General features: G+C 56.9%; 14 protein-coding genes. 12 read left to right on the top strand and 2 right to left on the bottom strand.

The annotated features are described in order from the left end of the window. The first annotated feature begins 55 nt into the window (after positions 1 to 55). A complete protein-coding gene (lysA, locus tag EPE01S_RS08885; RefSeq protein WP_062744273.1) occupies positions 56 to 1309 on the top strand; it encodes a diaminopimelate decarboxylase in 1254 nt (417 codons plus the stop codon). A gap of 76 nt (positions 1310 to 1385) precedes the next feature. On the opposite strand, the gene EPE01S_RS08880 is transcribed toward lysA, so the two are convergent. Continuing rightward, positions 1386 to 1727: a PTS lactose/cellobiose transporter subunit IIA gene (locus tag EPE01S_RS08880; protein WP_174522415.1), complete on the bottom strand. Its 342-nt coding sequence runs from the start codon at positions 1725 to 1727 to the stop codon at positions 1386 to 1388. 182 nt (positions 1728 to 1909) lie between these two features. Between EPE01S_RS08880 and EPE01S_RS08875 the strand changes: the two genes are divergently transcribed. From EPE01S_RS08875 to EPE01S_RS08855, 5 genes are read left to right on the top strand one after another with little or no spacing between them, the layout of a single operon-like run. Beyond that, the gene (locus tag EPE01S_RS08875; RefSeq protein ID WP_062744271.1) at positions 1910 to 3244 is read left to right on the top strand and encodes a PTS sugar transporter subunit IIC; all 1335 of its coding nucleotides are present in this window, start codon (positions 1910 to 1912) and stop codon (positions 3242 to 3244) included. A gap of 9 nt (positions 3245 to 3253) precedes the next feature. Then, the gene (locus tag EPE01S_RS08870) at positions 3254 to 4681 is read left to right on the top strand and encodes a glycoside hydrolase family 1 protein (protein ID WP_062744270.1); all 1428 of its coding nucleotides are present in this window, start codon (positions 3254 to 3256) and stop codon (positions 4679 to 4681) included. A 10-nt stretch (positions 4682 to 4691) separates the two neighbouring features. After that, the gene (locus EPE01S_RS08865; protein ID WP_062744269.1) at positions 4692 to 5009 is read left to right on the top strand and encodes a PTS sugar transporter subunit IIB; all 318 of its coding nucleotides are present in this window, start codon (positions 4692 to 4694) and stop codon (positions 5007 to 5009) included. A 40-nt stretch (positions 5010 to 5049) separates the two neighbouring features. Next, positions 5050 to 5823 (top strand): FCD domain-containing protein, encoded by a 774-nt coding sequence (locus tag EPE01S_RS08860; protein ID WP_062744268.1) that lies wholly within the window; start codon positions 5050 to 5052, stop codon positions 5821 to 5823. A 5-nt stretch (positions 5824 to 5828) separates the two neighbouring features. Beyond that, positions 5829 to 6281, top strand: coding sequence for a GNAT family N-acetyltransferase (locus EPE01S_RS08855; protein ID WP_062744346.1), 453 nt, complete (start codon positions 5829 to 5831; stop codon positions 6279 to 6281). Positions 6282 to 6437: 156 nt separating this feature from the next. On the opposite strand, the gene galR is transcribed toward EPE01S_RS08855, so the two are convergent. Further along, the gene (galR, locus tag EPE01S_RS08850) at positions 6438 to 7439 is read right to left on the bottom strand and encodes an HTH-type transcriptional regulator GalR (RefSeq protein ID WP_062744267.1); all 1002 of its coding nucleotides are present in this window, start codon (positions 7437 to 7439) and stop codon (positions 6438 to 6440) included. 194 nt (positions 7440 to 7633) lie between these two features. Here galR and EPE01S_RS08845 point away from each other — a divergent pair, with 194 nt between their 5' ends. The 6 genes from EPE01S_RS08845 (at position 7634) to EPE01S_RS08820 (ending at position 18317) form a co-directional block, all read left to right on the top strand. Beyond that, positions 7634 to 9907: a molybdopterin guanine dinucleotide-containing S/N-oxide reductase gene (locus EPE01S_RS08845; protein ID WP_062744345.1), complete on the top strand. Its 2274-nt coding sequence runs from the start codon at positions 7634 to 7636 to the stop codon at positions 9905 to 9907. A gap of 373 nt (positions 9908 to 10280) precedes the next feature. Next, entirely contained in the window at positions 10281 to 11996 is a 1716-nt protein-coding gene (locus EPE01S_RS08840; protein ID WP_062744266.1) for a penicillin-binding transpeptidase domain-containing protein, read from the top strand. Between the two features lie 261 nt (positions 11997 to 12257). Further along, on the top strand, positions 12258 to 12446 hold the full coding sequence (locus tag EPE01S_RS08835; protein WP_062744344.1) for a hypothetical protein: 189 nt from the start codon (positions 12258 to 12260) through the stop codon (positions 12444 to 12446). 197 nt (positions 12447 to 12643) lie between these two features. Continuing rightward, entirely contained in the window at positions 12644 to 13774 is a 1131-nt protein-coding gene (locus tag EPE01S_RS08830; RefSeq protein WP_062744265.1) for an efflux RND transporter periplasmic adaptor subunit, read from the top strand. A 15-nt stretch (positions 13775 to 13789) separates the two neighbouring features. Further along, positions 13790 to 16918 (top strand): efflux RND transporter permease subunit, encoded by a 3129-nt coding sequence (locus EPE01S_RS08825; RefSeq protein ID WP_062744264.1) that lies wholly within the window; start codon positions 13790 to 13792, stop codon positions 16916 to 16918. Continuing rightward, positions 16908 to 18317, top strand: a complete 1410-nt coding sequence (locus EPE01S_RS08820; RefSeq protein WP_062744263.1) for an efflux transporter outer membrane subunit — start codon at positions 16908 to 16910, stop codon at positions 18315 to 18317. The genes EPE01S_RS08825 and EPE01S_RS08820 overlap by 11 nt, the downstream gene beginning before the upstream one ends. Positions 18318 to 18427 lie beyond the last annotated feature (110 nt).

Below are 18427 nucleotides of genomic sequence, written 5' to 3'. Positions count from 1 at the left end.
TTTATCCCACATCAGGCTGTGGCGTAATGGCCGTATCATTTTAGGGAGAACGCTTATGCCACGCCTGCTGACCGACACCACCACCGCCCTGACTCAGGACAACCTGCTGCCGCTGGCGCTGCAATACGACGGCCCGCTCTGGGCGTATGATGCTGCGATTATTCATGAACGCATCCGCCAGCTGCAACAGTTCGACGTGGTGCGCTTTGCCCAGAAAGCCTGCTCTAACATTCATATCCTGCGCCTGATGCGCAGCGCCGGTGTCAAGGTCGACTCCGTGTCGCTGGGCGAGATTGAACGCGCGCTGGCGGCGGGCTACGTGGCGGGGGGCGATGAAATTGTGTTTACCGCCGACCTGCTGGATGAACCGACCCTGGCGCGGGTGGCTGAACTGAAGGTGCCGGTCAATGCCGGTTCTGTCGATATGCTGCATCAGCTTGGGCAGGTTTCCGCCGGACATCCGGTCTGGTTGCGCGTTAATCCGGGATTTGGCCACGGGCACAGTCAGAAAACCAATACCGGTGGTGAAAACAGCAAACACGGTATCTGGCATGGCGATATGGCGCTGGCGCTGGAGGCTATTCAGCAGTATCAGCTGAAGCTGGTGGGGATCCACATGCATATCGGTTCCGGTGTGGATTACAGCCACCTGGAGCAGGTATGTGATGCGATGGTCAGCCTGGTGGTGAGCTTTGGTCAGGATCTGGAGGCGATCTCCGCCGGAGGCGGGCTGTCCATTCCGTATCACTTTGGTGAAGAAACTATCGATACCCGCCACTATTTCGGCCTATGGGATGCCGCGCGTCAGCGGGTGGCGCAGCATCTCGGCCATCCGGTGAAACTGGAGATTGAACCGGGACGTTTCCTGGTGGCGGAGTCGGGCGTGCTGATAAGCCAGGTACGCGCCGTGAAATCGATGGGCAGCCGCCACTTTGTGCTGGTGGATGCCGGGTTTAACGACCTGATGCGTCCATCGCTGTACGGCAGCTATCACCATATCTCAGCCATCGCCGGAGATGGTCGTCTGCTGGACGAGCACCACACCGTGGACAGCGTGGTGGCCGGGCCGCTGTGTGAATCGGGAGACGTCTTTACCCAGCTGGAAGGCGGCAAGGTCGAAACGCGTGCGCTGCCTGCGGTACAGGTGGGTGATTATCTGGTCTTCCACGATACCGGCGCTTACGGAGCATCGATGTCGTCGAATTACAACAGCCGCCCGCTGATCCCGGAAGTGCTGTTTGAAAATGGTCAGCCGCGCCAGATCCGTCGTGCACAAACCGTGGCAGAACTACTGGCCCTGGAGCTGTAATCGGGCAACGTGCGGATGGGCTGACCGGAAAAGAAGGTCAGCCCCCGGACGGCAATCCCCTGCGGGGCGGATCGTTTTATCGCTCACCCCGTGCCGATAGGGTGTCCTGTCCGGCAAACATCTCTTTCCTCAGTAACACAATCTCCTCCGCCAGATCCCGACACAGCATCGCATTCATCAAATGATCCTGCGCATGGACCAGGATCAGCGTCACCGGCACCTTGCCGCAGCCCTCATCGGCCCCAATCAGCTGGGTCTGGATTTTATGGGCCCCGCGTGATGCCTCCACGGAAGCGGCCAGCGCCTCATCTGCCAGCTGCCACTCCCGCTTACGGGCATGCTGGATTGCGCTCATGGCGTGGGAACGGGCTTCACCTGCGTTGATCAGCAATTCCATCATCGTTTGCTCGAAATCCATCACTGCCTCCATTGGTATACCAAAATTGGTCTGATTATCTTATTGGAATACCAGTGATCACTTCTGAGAGATAAATCACAGTAAATAATCAGCGATTGTTTATTTTTGGTATGCCACAACAGCGGAAGTTCAACAAACTATCAATGCCTGGATGCCTGACCCTTTACCTCGAGGATTCACACATGTCTCTACAGGATCGGCTAATCGACTCACTGGGGAGTTTTGCCACTAAGTTCAATAGCTACCGCTATATTATGGCGATCAAATCATCGTTTATTACGCTGATGCCGGTCATTATTGTCGGCGCATTTTCGGTACTGATCTCCAATATGGTGCTGGACGGTAAGAACGGCCTTGCGAGTTTTGCGGCGCTGTCGTTCCTGGCGGAACTGAAGCCCATCACGTCCAGCATTAACTACGCCACCCTCAGTTTCCTGAATATCGGTGCGGTGTTTTTGATCGGTATTGAGCTGGGTAAAATCAACGGCATCAAGACGCTTTTCCCGGGCCTGCTGGCGATTATCTGTTTTGTCGCGGTCACGCCGACGACCTTAAGCATGATGGTTAACGGGGAGATGCAGGTGGTGACCGATGTGCTGGCGAAACAGTTCTCTGATACCAAGAGCCTGTTCCTTGGCATGTTTATCGCCATTCTGTCTGTTGAGATTTACTGCCGCCTGGAGCATGTGGATCGGCTGAAGATCAAAATGCCGGACACCGTCCCGCCCAATGTGGCGGCGTCGTTCTCCGCACTGATCCCGGCGATCATCACCGTCTCCGCCATCGCCACGTTTGGTTTTATCTTCCACCGTTTCACCGGTATGTATCTGTATGACGCCGTGTACAAAATTGTGCAGGAACCGCTGGAGTCGGTGGTGCAAAGCCTGTGGGGCATTCTGCTGCTGATGTTTGTCGCCCAGCTGTTCTGGGTAATTGGCATCCACGGAAATCAGATGGTTAAACCGATCCGTGAACCGCTGCTGTTGGGGGCGATCCTCGTCAATATGAACGCCTTTGAGCAGGGGATCGAGGCACCGAATATCATCACCATGCCATTCTGGGATGTCTATATGAGCATCGGCGGTTCCGGGCTGACCATTGGCCTGCTGACGGCGGTGATGCTGGCAACCAAACGCAAAGAGATGCGCGAGATTGCCAAACTCTCCTTCGGGCCCGGCCTGTTCAACATCAATGAGCCGGTGATCTTCGGGATGCCGATCATGCTGAATCCGATCCTCGCCATTCCGTTCATTATCACCCCGCTGATCACCGGCTCGATCGGCTACTTCGCCACGGTCACCGGTTTTGCCGGGAAAGCGGTGGTGATGGTGCCCTGGACCACGCCGCCGATCATTAATGCCTGGCTCTCCACGGCCGGATCGATGGGGGCGGTGGTGACGCAAATTGTCTGCATCCTGGTTTCTATTCTGATCTATCTGCCGTTCGTCAAAATTGCCGCACGCCGTGCGGAAGCCGCTGACGCGAAAGCGTTACAGCCTGAACCCGCGAAAAATTAAGGAGTTATGATGAGTACCTTTAACGTCACCATCCCGGACGATTTTATCCTCGGTGCTGCCGCGTCGGCGTGGCAGACCGAAGGCTGGAGCGGCAAAAAACCGGGCCAGGACTCCTATCTTGATGCCTGGTATCAGCACGATCGCCACGTCTGGCATAACGGTTTCGGGCCGGCGGTCGCTACCGATTTTATTAACCGCTACAAAGAAGATGTGGCGCTGATGAAAGCCTCGGGCCTGACGCACTACCGCACCTCGATTAACTGGGCGCGCTTTCTGACGGATTATGAAAATGCGGTAGTGGATGAAGAGTACGCGGCTTACTACGACAGCCTGATCGATGAACTGCTGGCCAATGATATTCAGCCGATGCTGTGCCTGGAACATTACGAACTGCCCGCAGTCCTGCTGGAAGAGTACGGTGGCTGGGGATCGAAACAGGTGGTGGCGATGTTCGTCCGCTATGCGGAGCAGGTGTTTGCCCGTTACGCCCATAAGGTTACGCGCTGGTTTACCTTTAACGAGCCGATTGTGGTGCAGACCCGGGTTTATCTGGATGCGCTGCGCTGGCCGTACGAGCAGAACACCGATAAATGGATGCAGTGGAACCATCATAAAAACCTCGCCACGGCGAAAGTGGTGCAGCTGTTCCGTGAGAAGGGCTATCAGGGGAGCGTCGGCACCATCCTTAACCCGGAAGTGACCTACCCGCGTTCCAGCGCCGCGCACGATATCAGGGCGGCCGAGATTTACGATCTGTTCTACAACCGCGTGTTCCTTGACCCGGCGATCAAGGGCGAATACCCGGCAGAGCTGATAGCGCTGCTGGCAAAACATCACGTTAACTGGGAGTACGATGCGCAGGAGCTGGCGATTATTCACGCCAATCGCGTCGACGAAGTGGGGATTAACCTCTATTACCCGCATCGCGTTAAAGCGCCGTCGCGGGCCTGGCATGCGGAAACGCCGTTCCATCCGGCCTGTTATTACGAGCATTTTGAGCTGCCGGGACGGCGGATGAATACCTCTCGTGGCTGGGAAATTCAGCCCGCTATCGTCTGGGATATGGCGGTACGCATGAAAAATGACTACGACAATTTCCCGTGGTTTGTCGCAGAAAATGGTATGGGCATTGAGAACGAAGCGCGCTTTAAAAACGCCGATGGCGAAATCCAGGACGACTATCGCATCGCCTTTATCACCGAACACCTCTACCAGGCGCTTCGCGCCAGAGCGGCAGGCATGAACTGCCAGGGCTATATGCTGTGGGCCTTTACCGACAACGTCTCGCCGATGAATGCGTTTAAAAACCGTTACGGACTGATTGAAATCGACCTGGAAAATCAGCGTCAGCGCCGGATGAAAAAGTCCGCCCGCTGGTATCAGCAGGTCAGTGAACAGCGCCAGCTTTCTGTCACGCTGGATGATGAAGCCAAATAAGGAGCAACTGATGCAACGTATCGTACTGGCCTGCGCAGCAGGCATGTCCACCTCAATGGTGGTGACACGCATGGAAAAAGAAGCGGCCGCACGCGGGCTGGAGTACCAAATCTATGCCATCCCGGAACAGAACCTGCGCGATGAGCTGGAAAACTACCCCGGCGAAGTGGCCGTGGTTCTGCTGGGGCCACAGGTGCGTTTCAAGCTGGAAGAGAACCGCAAGCTGACCGACAGCCATCAGATCCCGATTGCGGTGATTGATTCGGTGGCTTACGGTACCCTTAACGGCGCAAAAGTACTCGATCAGGCGCTGGCTTTGGTAAACTAGCCGCCATCAATGGTCATAATGGTTTAAAAGGTGAGGATCCGTGGACAAAGGTGCGCCTGCGCAGGACAAAAAGCAGTATCAGGAAATCGGGCACGATCTGCGTCAGCAAATCATCGAGGGCCACTATCCCGTGGGATCGCGCCTGCCGCCGGAGCGTCAGATCGCTGAGACCTGGGGCGTCAGCCGCACCATTGTCCGCGAAGCGTTACTGATGCTGGAACTGGAGGGGACGGTGGATATCCGCCAGAGCTCCGGCGTGTATGTGATGCGTATCCCTTCGGAAAGCAGCGATGAAGAGGAAGCGTTCTTTCGCAGCGATGTTGGCCCGTTTGAAATGCTGCAGGCGCGTCAGCTGCTGGAGAGCAATATCGCTGCTTTTGCTGCGAAAATGGCCACCAAGGCAGATATTGAGAATCTGAAACGTATTCTGGAGCAGGAACAGCGCGCCATCGCGCTTGACGATAAAAGTCAGGACAATGACAAGGTGTTTCATCTGCTGCTGGCCGGCGCCACACAAAACCAGATGCTGCTGGATACCGTTAACAGTATCTGGCGTCATCATGAAAGCAGCCCGCTGTGGCAGCAGTTACGCAGCCATATTGAAACCCGCAGCTACCGCCTGAAGTGGCTGGGCGATCATCAGACCATCCTCGCGGCTTTGCGGCGGCGGGATGTGATGGGATCCTGGCAGGCGATGTGGCAGCATCTGGAAAATGTGAAACACAGCCTGCTGGAGCTGTCGGACGCCGATGCCCCGGACTTTGATGGTTATCTGTTTGAATCTGTGCCGATTTTTCAGGGTAAGCTGGTGTGAGTTCACTGCGTATAGTGCCGCTGAACGCCGTGCCTGAACTGCGGGACACCCTCGCTGACTGGCTGTGGCGGGCGTTTGGCACTGAAAACAGCCGTGACTTTTTTGCCAGCATTCTCGACAGCAGCCTGAGCGGGGCCGATCTGCCGCTGACCTTTGTGGCGCTGGACGGCGACCGTCCGGTGGGTACCGTCGGGGTGTGGCGCTGCGACCTGATCAGCCGTCAGGATCTGTTCCCCTGGCTGGCGGCGCTGTATGTGGATGAGCATTATCGCGGGCGGGGGGTAAGCGGGCAGCTGCAGCAGACGGTGATCGACTGCTGCCGTCAGCGGGGCGATCGCCATCTCTATCTCTATTCCGCCTGTGCGGATTATTACGAACGTTTTGGCTGGGCGTACATCGGCGATGCGCTGGATTATCCGGCAACCGCGGTACGGTTGTACCACAAAGCGCTGCAATAACATCGGTTCGGGCATACCTGCCCGGCCTCCTGTTTTGTCAGTCAGTGGCGCAGGCCTGACCGCAATGCTTGCCCTCAGTACGGGACGACCGGATAACGGTCGCCGTTCCGGCGAAAGAACGCGATGCAGGCCCGGTCTGTCGTCAGCACGCCACGGTTACGGCGGTGCCCCCACCGAATGACGGCGCACCAGTGTCGGGCTGAACAGATTGGTGATCTCCGGCAGGGGCTGCCCGTGAGCCAGCGCCAGCGCCAGTTCGGCCGCCTGCTGGGCCATCGTCACGATAGGGTAACGCACGGTTGTCAGACGCGGGCGCACATAGCGTGAAACCAGCACATCATCGAAGCCGATCAGCGACATCTCCTCCGGCACGCGTACGCCGTTATCACTCAGCACGGCCAGCGCCCCGGCGGCCATCGAATCGTTATAGCAGGCTACGGCGCTAAAGGTTTTTCCCTGGCCAAGCAGTTCGGTCATCGCCTGCTCACCGCCCACTTCATCCGGCTCACCAAAAGCCACCAGCCGATCGTTACACGGCAGGTTGTGCTCCTTCAGCGCATCGTAGTAGCCCTGCAGGCGGTCGGTGGCATCAGAGATGGAGTGGGTGGAACAAATATAGGCAATGTTAGTGTGGCCCTGCTGGATCAGATAGCGGGTCGCCAGCCAGGCACCATAGCGATCGTCCAGCGCAATGCAGCGGGTTTCAAAGCCCGGCAGCACGCGGTTGAGCAGCACCATTCCGGGGATCTGCTTCATCAGCGGCATCAGCTCCGCGTCGGGAACCTGCTTGGCATGAACGACCAGGGCCGCGCAGCGATGGCGCATCAGCTGTTCAATCGCCTGACGTTCTTTTTGTTCATTATGGTAACCGTTACCAATCAGTAAAAAGTTGCCGGTTTCCCAGGCGACGGAATCCACCGCTTTGACCATTGCGCCAAAAAAAGGGTCAGAAACGTCCCCGACCACCAGCCCGATGGTTTCGGTCGACTGCTGCGCCAGCGCGCGTGCATTGGCGTTGGGGTGGTACTGCAATGACTCCATTGCCGTGGTCACTGCCAGACGTGAGGCTTCACTGGCTTTAGGGGAGTGGTTAATGACACGGGACACGGTCGCCACCGAAACACCCGCGAGCCTGGCAACATCCTTTATGGTAGCCATGAGTTAAATGCCTTCCTGGGTAAGCGTTTACATTGCTATTAGTGTTGCGGAAAGCGCCAGTGACTGCAAGCCTGTGGAGTGATGCAGAATGTCGCAGACATCGCAAAGCCAGACGATAAAACGGCCTGTGCCGCTGCCCAATGAAAAATGATATTCTGCTTTTCCAGAAAACCTCCTGTTTAACGGATCCTGCAATGACGAAGATTAACGTGCCACATCTTGCCCACTGGGGTGCTTTTCGCGCCGTGGTTGAAAACGGAAAATTGCTCCGCTGTGAGCCCTTCTTCGCTGACCAGGATCCGTCCCCGATGCTCAACAGCATCCCCGAACTGGTTTACTCGGATAAGCGTATCCGCAGGCCAATGGTTCGCCGTTCATGGCTGGCCTCACGCGAGAACAGTGACCGTACCCTGCGCGGCCGCGAAGAGTTTGTGGAAGTGGACTGGGATACCGCACTGGACCTGGTGGCAGAGGAAAATCGACGGGTGCGCGATCGTTACGGTGCCAGCGCTATTTTCAACGGCTCTTACGGCTGGTCCTCGGCCGGGCGCGTCAACCACGCCCGCACGCTGGTACGCCGTTTTTACAACCTGGGCGGCGGCGGTATTGATCAGCAGGGGAATTACAGCTGGGGGGCTGCGCAGTTCTTTCTGCCGTATGTGATTGGCACCTATATGCCGCTTACCGGACGGGTCACTGACTGGCCAGGCGTGATTGAACACTGCGAGATTTTTATCGCATTCGGCGGGCTGGCGCTGAAAAACAGCCAGGTGGCTTCCGGTGGGGCAGGGGAACACAGCCTGAAGCCAGCGCTGTTAAAGCTGGCCGCGAAAGGCACGCCGGTGGTGAATATCAGCCCGATGCGTGATGACTGTCCGGCCTTTGTCAATGCAGAGTGGATCCCCATTCGTCCTAATACGGATGTGGCGCTGATGCTGGCGCTGGGCCATGAAATAGAGCGTCTCGGGGCCGTGGATGAAACCTTCCTGCAGTCACACTGTGTGGGGTATCCGCAACTGCGTGCTTACCTGCTGGGCGAGAGCGATGGCCAGGCGAAAACGCCGCAGTGGGCCAGTGAGATCACCGGTATTCCGGCGGCGCGCATTGCTCTGCTGGCCAGACAGCTGTGTGGCAAGCGCAGCTTTATCACCTGTTCCTATTCCGTGCAGCGCGCCCATCGCGGCGAGCAGCCGTACTGGATGATGATTGCCCTCTCTTCCATGCTGGGTCAGCCGGGTCTGCCAGGGGCCGGATTCTCTTTCGGCCACGGCTCAATGAACAGTGTGGGCAATCCCCGTACGGAGGGGCCTTCACCGCTGATGTCGACCGGGTTTAATCCGATCGCTGACCAGGCGATCCCGGTGGCGCGCATCAGCGATATGCTGCTCAACCCCGGCGCGGAATATACCTTCCAGGGGCAGACGCACACTTACCCGGATATCCATCTGGTGCACTGGGCGGGGGGCAATCCCTTCCATCATCATCAGCAGCTTAATCGTCTGGTCGAGGGCTGGCAGCGCCCGGATACGGTGATAGTCCAGGACATCGTCTGGACGCCAGCGGCACAGATGGCAGACATTGTCCTGCCGGTCACCACCTCGCTGGAGCGCAATGATATTGGCGGCTCGTCCAAAGACCGCTTTGTGCTGGCGATGCATCAGGCCATCAAACCACAGCATCAGGCGCGCAACGATTTTGATATTTTTGCCGATCTCGCCGAGCGTCTGGGCTATCGCGATACCTTTACCGAAAACCGCAATGAGCGCCAGTGGATTGAGCATCTCTACCAGCAGTGCGCGGTGGCCCATCGGAGCAAAGGCATTGATTTCCCTTCGTTTGACGATTTCTGGCAGACGGGGCATGTCGAGATCCCGGCCCCGGAGAAAGACTGGGTGTTTATGGAGGCGTTCCGCCAGGATCCGGTTGCCCACCCGATTAAAACCGCCAGCGGTAAAATTGAGCTCTTCTCTGAAACCATTGCCGGTTACCAGCTTGCCGACTTTGGCCCTCACCCGGAGTGGCAGCCGCCGCAGGAGTGGCTGGGTGCGCCGCTGGGTGAACGTTTCCCGCTGCATATGATCTCCATTCAGCCTCACGACCGTCTGCACAGCCAGATGGATGCGACGCCATCGGTCCAGGCGAACAAAACCGCCGGACGTGAAACGCTGTTAATGCACCCGCAGGATGCCGCAGCACGCGGCATTAGCGACGGAGATGTCATCGAAGTCAGCAACGATCGCGGCACCATGCAGGCAGGCGTGCGTCTCAGCGAGGGGATCACCCCGCAGGTCGTGCTGATCGCAACCGGCGCCTGGTTCGATCCGGGCTTTGGCCAGGCCTGGAAACCTTACGATCGCGCGGGGAACCCGAACGTACTGACGCTGGACATTGGTACGTCGTCGCTGACTCAGGGGCCGAACGCCATGAGCTGTCTGGTGGAGATCAGAAAAGCGGACCTTGATGCCTGAAGCGGGGGGATACATTGCAAAAAACCCTACAAATCACATAGCTGGTTACATTTTGCGGGTAACTGTTGCGATTGGTGTGTAGCGGCGTATCGCCCAGGATTGCTACAGTTCAAGTCCCAGAGGTATTGATGGGTGAACATCAAAAAGTTTTTATCGCTTTGTTTCACCAACCTGCGCAGATGCGCAGGTTTTTTTTGCCTGTAATTCAGCGAAAGTTGTTTAACTAACTGATTTAAAGGTTTTAATTTTTATCATTAACCGCCGCCGTTGCGGTGCGACCACTCACGATCTGAAACACAGTTTCCCTGTCATCCCCGCAACATTTTTTGTATAACTGCCAGCAAGTTATCCTCCAGCCTGTTCCGGAACCCACATGCCCCCGTTAAAAAAATTCCTGGCAAAGTCTCAGCCAGCTCCGACGTTCAACCCCGTGCGTTTCAGGCTTGTCTGCCTGGGTGTGGTGGTCTGCCTGGTGGTATTGCTGGCCAGGGTCGCTGATTTGCAGCTGATTAACCATCCGATGCTGGAAAAGCAGGCCGATGAACGTTCGCTGCGGACCGTAACGCTGCCGACTAACCGGGGCACGCTGTTGGATCGTAACGGGGAAGCCCTGGCCCTCAGCGTTCCGTCGCGTGATGTGATTGCCGATCCGCAGCGCGTACTGCAGGCACACCCGGACTTTACCAGCGCGAAATGGCAGTACCTGGCTAACGCCCTGGAGCAACGACCGGAGCAGCTGGCGGCGCAGATTAATGCTAACCCCAACCGCCGGTTTCTCTATCTCGGTCGCAAGGTTGAGTTAGGCATTGCAAAGGATATCGTCAAACTGCATCTGACCGGCATCAGCACCGTGTATAACGACAGCCGTTTCTATCCGATGAGCGAAGCGACTGCCCCGCTGCTCGGTATTGTGGGGGCGGACAACAGTGGGCTGACCGGGCTGGAAAAAGGGTTCGATAAACTGCTTCAGGGCACGCCGGGGATGGAGAAATATCGTCAGGATGCCAGCGGCAACATTGTCGCGATGATCAACTATGAGCCCCCGCAGCAGCCGCCGACGGTGCAGCTCAGTATTGATAAATTCGATCAGTACACCATGTACAGCAAGCTGCGCGATGGCGTGCTGCTTAACAAGGCGGATTCAGGGGCGGCAGTGCTGGTCAGGATCGACACCGGCGAAATTCTGGGGATGGCCTCCTATCCCTCGTTCAATCCCAACAACTTTGTTGATGTCTCACCGGCGCAGATGCGTAATACCGCCATTAATGACAGCTTCGAGCCCGGTTCTACCGTCAAGCCGCTGGTGGTGATGGAAGGGCTGGCGCGTAAGCTGGTTCGTCCCGATTCGGTGCTGGATACCACCCCTTATCGCGTCAACGGCCACCTGATCCGCGATGTGGGCCACTGGCCGCGTCTGACCATGACCGGCATCCTGCAGAAATCCAGTGATATCGGTGTTTCCCATATTGCACTGGCGATGCCTGCTGAAGTGCTGGTGAACACCTATCATGCCTTCGGTCTGGGGAAACCTACCGGCCTGGGGCTGACCGGTGAAAGCGTGGGCTACTTCCCGCTGCACCGTGAACGCTGGGCGGATATTGAACGTGCTACTTTCTCCTTTGGCTATGGTCTGCGCGTGACGCCGCTGCAGATTGCCCGTGAATATGCCACGCTGGGCTCTTTTGGCATCTACCGGCCGCTGTCGATTACTAAAGTCACCCCGCCGGTATCGGGCCGACGCGTGGCGGATGAAGAGACCGTGCGCGAAGTGGTACATATGATGGAAAGTGATGCGTTACCCGGCGGTAGCGGGGTGCGTGCCGCTGTGCCGGGCTATCGACTGGCGATCAAAACCGGTACGGCAGAAAAAATGGGCGACAGCGGAAAATATGATGGTGGCTATATCAACTACACCGCTGGCGTGGCGCCAGCCAGTAATCCGCAGGTGGCGCTGGTGGTTATGATTAACCATCCGACGGCGGGCGATCACTTTGGTGGTTCGGTAGCGGCGCCGGTCTTTGGCAATATTATCGGCCCGGTACTGAAGCATATGAATATTGCGCCGGATGCGATTTATCATCCCGGCTGATACATCGGCTTCTGACGCTAACCCACGCTAATGCGTGGGTTTTTTTATCCCCGCTCGCGCTCTTTCCTGCCTATTTGTTACAGCGGTGAAATTCGCTGACAACTTTTCCTTACCACATACACTAATCGCCAAAAGACACCGCTGCCAACGCGCTACTGTGATGCCACCACGGTGCGGTACGCATTCCATTGCATCGTGTCAGCCCCCTGAGGTGTTGGTAGCGCTGCAGGGGGCGTTTTTCACCTTCAGGAACCGACGATGATGCCGAAACTTAAAGACAGGACGCCAAAAACGGGCGGCCGTTCAGCGGCTTTTCAGCTACGCATTCACCCTGAACTCCATGACCAGTTGAGAATGCTGACGGACAATGAAAATGTGACGCTTGCCTGCTGGCTGAAAGAGCTGGCACGACGCGAACTCAGGAGGAGAGGAATCGAACCACAGGGCTAGCCGGAGCAGTTATCTCGGGAGTAACAGGGCGGCATCCGTCGACGCAAGCAGGCACGACTGATTGACTCGTCGCGTTTCGATAGAAACCCTAGCAGAAACTTAATAAAGCCAGATTTTTGTTCCTTCTGTAATGCTTTTCTTTAATGAGAGTAATCACTCTCGTTATTAATTTAACGCTATCTAATTGAGATTTTACCATGCGCTTAAGGATCCTTTCCGCGAGTTTAGTTTTGGTGCTGTCTGCCTGTGACCAGACAGCGGCACCCTCCGGCGATGTGCCGGTTAATGTGGGGGTCAGCACGCTGAAAAGCGAAGCCGTGACCCTGTTCACGCAGTTGCCTGGCCGGACCACCGCGGTGCGTACGGCAGAAGTGCGCCCTCAGGTCAGCGGTATTGTGCTGAAACGTCTGTTTAACGAGGGGAGTGAAGTGAAAGCCGGACAACCCCTCTATCAGATCGACCCGGCGAGCTATCAGGCGACTTACGACAAAGCCATGGCTACCCTGATTAACGCGGATAAAGTCGCAGCACGCTACAAACCTCTGGCTGCCGCCCGCGCTATCAGTCAGCAGGTTTACGATGATGCCGTGGCAACGGCACGTGAAGCGAAAGCCGATGTAGAAACAGCGCGGGTCAATCTGAACTACACCCATGTCCGGGCGCCAATTACCGGGCATATCGGTCGCTCCCTCTCCACGGAGGGGGCGCTGGTGACTGACGGCCAGAGCAGTTACATGAGCCTGATCCAGCAGCTTGACCCGATCTATGTTGATGTCAGCGAGTCGTCGCTCGATCTGTTGGCGCAGCGGCACGCGCTGGCAAATGGGCAGATGAAAAAAGCCGGAGACAATGCGGCGGCAGTGACATTGACGCTGGAAGATGGTTCCCACTATCCGCTGGAGGGGCGTCTGGAGTTCTCTGAAGTGACTGTGGATGAAAGCACCGGCAGCGTCATTATGCGCGCAGCCTTCCCCAATCCGCAGCGTGAGCTGCTGCCGGGGATGTTTGTGCACGCCAGCTTCCCGCAGGGCGTGGCGGAGCAGGGCATTCTGGTGCCACAGGAGTCGATTATGCACGACACCAAAGGCCGGCCTTATGTCTATCTGGTGGATGCGGATAACCGTATCAAAGAGCAGCAGATTGTCACCGGCCAGATGCTGGGCAACAAATGGCTGGTGAATACGGGGCTGAAGTCGGGCGACAGGGTCGTGGTCAACGGCCTGCAGAACGTTCATCCGGGCTCGCGGGTTTCAACCAGCGCCAGTGAGCGTCAGAGGCCGGATGCATTAAAGGTGAATCTGACCACCTCCGACCCGTCGGCACAGTGAGTTAAGGAAACGTGGATGTCTACATTTTTTATTGAACGCCCTATTTTCGCCTGGGTCATTGCGATAGTGGTGATGCTGGTCGGGGGACTGTCGATTCTCAACCTGCCCGTAAACCAGTATCCGAACATTGCTCCTCCGGCCATTTCGGTCCAGGTTGCCTACCCAGGGGCCAGCGCGGAAACCACGCAGAATACCGTCGTACAGGTCATTGAACAGCAGCTGAACGGGCTGGATAACCTGCGCTATATCGAATCGCAAAGTAACAGCGACGGCAGTGCCACCATTATTGTCACCTTTAACCAGGGGGCCGATCCGGATATCGCCCAGGTTCAGGTGCAGAACAAAGTCTCGCTGGCGGAGTCGCAGCTGCCGACTGAAGTGGTTAATCAGGGGATTAATATCCGTAAGTACCAGTCCAACTTTATGCTGGTTGTCGCGCTGACATCGAATAATCCTAATCTGAGCAACGGCGACCTTGCTGACCTGATGGTGTCAAAACTCCAGGATCCGATTGCGCGCAGTAACGGCGTGGGTGACTTTATGGTGATGGGGGCTGAGTACGGGATGCGCATCTGGCTGGATCCGGCAAAACTGTATCAATATCAGCTGGTTCCCAGCGATATTACCACTGCCATCAGCCAGCAGAACGTGCAGGTTTCCAGCGGTAAGCTGGCGGGCTTACCGACGGTAAGTGGTGCCCGGTTCAGCGCCACCGTGGTAGGCAAAACGCGTTTGCAGTCGGTGGCGCAGTTTAAAAATATCCTGCTGAAAGTGAACCCTGATGGTTCCCAGGTACGCCTGCGGGATGTGGGCGGCGTCGATCTGGGGCCGCAGGATTACAGCATCTCCGCAACGTACAACGGTGTGCCTTCGGTGGGGATTGCGCTTCGCCTCGCCAGTGGGGGTAACGTGCTGGATGCGATCGACAACGTGCGCAAAACCGTCAATGATATCAAGCCCTACCTGCCAGAAGGGGTCAAAGTTGAGTTCCCCTATGACACTTCACCGGTGGTCAGTGCGTCGATTAAAGAGGTGGTAAAAACGCTGATTGAGGCGATCGCCCTGGTATTCCTTGTCATGCTGCTGTTTTTACAAAATCTGCGGGCGACGCTGATCACCACCATGGTGGTGCCGGTCGTCCTGCTGGGCACCTTCGGTATCCTCGCGGCCTGTGGTTACACCATTAACATTCTGACGATGTTCGGTATGGTGCTGGCCATCGGTCTGCTGGTGGATGACGCGATTGTGGTAGTGGAAAACGTCGAGCGTGTCATGCACGGAGAGGGACTCGATCCGAAAGCAGCGACCATAAAATCCATGCAGCAGATCCAGGGGGCTCTGCTGGGTATTGCCCTTGTCCTGTCGGCAGTACTGCTGCCGATGGCCTTCTTTAGCGGTTCGACCGGCGTCATCTATCGCCAGTTCTCGATCACTATCGTTTCCGCGATGGCACTCTCCGTGCTGATGGCGATGATCTTTACGCCAGCACTGTGTGCCACCTTACTGAAAGCCAGTTCCGCCGAGCAAAAAAACACCGGGATGGCTGGCTGGTTCAACCGTAAATTTGATGCCGGCACGCTGCGTTACACCCACAGCGTCGGGGCCGTGATCGCCAAACGTCATCTGTTTCTGCTGATCTATCTGGGGATCGTCTTGGCCACGGGGTATCTGTTCACGCGCGTGCCCACCTCCTTCCTGCCGGATGAAGATCAGGGAGTGATGATGATGCAGGTAACGCTGCCGGCGAATGCTTCCAGCGAACGGACGCAGGAGGTGCTGAATAACATCGGCAGCTGGTTGCTGAAAAATGAACCGGAAGTGGGCTCCGTATTTTCACCGAACGGATTCAGTTTTGCCGGGCGTGGGGAAAATACCGCCATGTCCTTTGTTCTGCTTAAACCCTGGGATCAGCGTAACAGCAATCAGACCGTGGCCAAACTGGCGCAGCGCACTATGGCGCATTTTGCTTCGCTGAAGGACGCCAAAGTGTTTGCCCTGGTACCGCCCGCGGTCATGGAGCTGGGTAATGCCACCGGCTTTGACTTCTTCCTGCAGGACGTGAATAACCAGGGCCACGCGGCGCTGATGGCGGCGCGTAATCAGTTCCTGGCAATGGCGGCAAAAGATAAACGTCTGTTCGCGACCCGACCTAACGGGATGGAAGATGAACCACAGTACCATCTTATTATCGACGATGAACGCGCAAGGGCGTTGGGACTGAACCTGGCCGATATCAACGATACGCTCTCCACCGCCTGGGGTTCCAACTATGTGAATCAGTTCATTTACGGCGGTCGCGTGAAGAAGGTCTATGTGCAGGGGAATGCGGGTTCGCGCGTCACCCCGGAGGATTTGGATAAGTGGTACTTCCGCAACGCCAGCGGTGACATGGTGCAGTACTCAGCCTTTGGCAGCGGTAAATGGGAGTACGGCTCGCCACGCTATGAACGCTTTAATGGCGTATCGGCAGTGGAAATTATGGGATCCCCTGCGCCCGGCTACAGCTCCGGTGAGGCGGTCAAGGCGGTCAATGAGATCGCCGCCAGACTGCCTAAAGGCTTTAGCGTGCAGTGGCACGGCCTGTCCTATGAGGAGCAGATGTCGGGTTCGCAAACGCCTGCGTTGTATACGCTCTCTATCCTGATGGTCTTCCTCTGCCTGGCCGCGCTGTATGAGAGCTGGTCGATCCCGTTCTCGGTGCTGATGGTCGTACCGATGGGCGTGCTGGGGACCATCCTGGCCGTGCTGCTGCGCGGGCTGGAAAATGATGTCTTCTTCCAGGTGGGGTTACTGACCACCGTCGGACTGGCGGCCAAGAACGCCATTCTGATTGTTGAGTTCGCCAAGGATCTGCATGAGAACGAAGGCAAAGGACTGGTAGAGGCGGCAATGGAGGCAGCCAGACTGCGTATCCGGCCGATTATCATGACATCGATGGCCTTTGTGCTCGGCGTCATGCCGCTCACCATCTCACATGGGGCCGGTGCCGGTAGCCAGCACTCCATCGGGACGGCCGTGGTAGGCGGGATGATCACGGCCACCTTCCTCGCCATCTTCTTTGTTCCGATGTTTTACGTTGTGGTCGCACAGCGTTTTGCCGGTAAAAGAAAATCAAAAACTGAGGTTGAAGAACATGATGCGTAATGCTTTTTCTCTGGGCATGTTGCCTCTGGCGATAATACTGGCAGGCTGTACGATGGAGCCGGACTATCAGCGCCCGGCACTGCCGGTGGCAGGACATTACGACAGTCAGAATAAAACAGGAGGGGCCGGGAACGGCGCGGATATCCGCTGGCAGAACTTCTTTACCGATCCGGTGATGCACCGGCTGATTGCCAGCGCGCTGGCCAATAACCGCGATCTGCGCGTCGCCGCACTGAACGTTGAAGTGGCGCGTTCACAGGTGCAGATCGACCGCGCTGCGCTGATGCCGTCTGTTGCCTTTAGCGGTGGTGATGACGTGACACATCTGCCGGGGAACCTTTACAGCACACAAAACAGCGGATCGGTCACCTACCGGCAGATGAACACCAGCCTTGGGGTGACGGCCTGGGAGCTGGACTTCTTTGGCCGGCTGCGCAGTCTGCGCGATCAGGCACTGGAAGCCTGGCTGGCCAGTGCGGCCACGCAGCGGGCTACGCAGATCAGCCTCATTGCGGAAGTGGCATCGGGCTATCTTACGCTCTGCGCGGATAATGAATTGCTGAAGCTGGCGCAGGATACGGCACAAAGTCAGCAGGACTCCTATAACCTGACCAAACGCAGCTATGACGGCGGCGTGGCCAGCGAGCAGGATCTGGTACAGGCCGAAACCTCGGTTCGTACCGCACAGGCCGACATCGCCCGCTACAGTCGTCAGGTGCGACAGGACGTTAACGCCCTGAAACTGCTGGTGGGCACTGAACTTCCGCCGGATCTGATGGCGGGTGCACATTTGCAAAAAGCGTGGCACTTCCCGGCGACGCCAGCCGGGTTACCGTCCGATCTGCTGACGCGTCGCCCGGATATCATCGCCGCAGAGCATACGCTGAAATCCGCCAATGCCAACATTGGGGCGGCCCGTGCCGCCTTCTTCCCCAGCATCTCGCTCACCGCAGCAGGGGGCTCCACTTCCAGTACCTTCAGCCATCTGCTTTCCGGCGGGACGGCGGCCTGGTCTTTTGGCCCGAGTATCAATCTGCCGATCTTTGACGGCGGGGTGAATATGGCCAATCTGGATATCGCTAAACTGCAAAAACGCATTGAAATTGCAGACTATGAAAAAACCATCCAGACGGCGTTTAAAGAAGTGGGTGACGCGCTGGCAGGGCAGGAAACCTACCAGGATGAATTGCGAGCGCGCCAGCTGGATGAAGCGGCAAATCTGCATAATTACAGTTTTGCTGACGTGCGCTACCGTGAAGGTGTGGACAACTATCTCAACGTGCTGGTGGCGCAGCGCTCACTGTATGCCTCTCAGCAGTCGCTGATCACCACGCATCTTGGGCAGCTCAACCAGCAGATTACGCTGTATAAGGCGCTGGGAGGTGGCTGGAAATCGTGATGAAAACAGAGTGAATATTGCAGTTCTTACGAAACGCTTACGCTCTGAGTATAGAATTTCTGCAGACAACTGGATGATAATGGGAATTACTATCAACAACGTGTGATGGT

The sequence above is a fragment of the Erwinia persicina NBRC 102418 genome, assembly GCF_001571305.1.
Classification (GTDB): Bacteria; Pseudomonadota; Gammaproteobacteria; order Enterobacterales; family Enterobacteriaceae; genus Erwinia; species Erwinia persicina.
The sequence above is the reverse complement of the archived record's forward strand: the minus strand, read 5'-3'. Positions and strand labels throughout refer to the sequence as shown.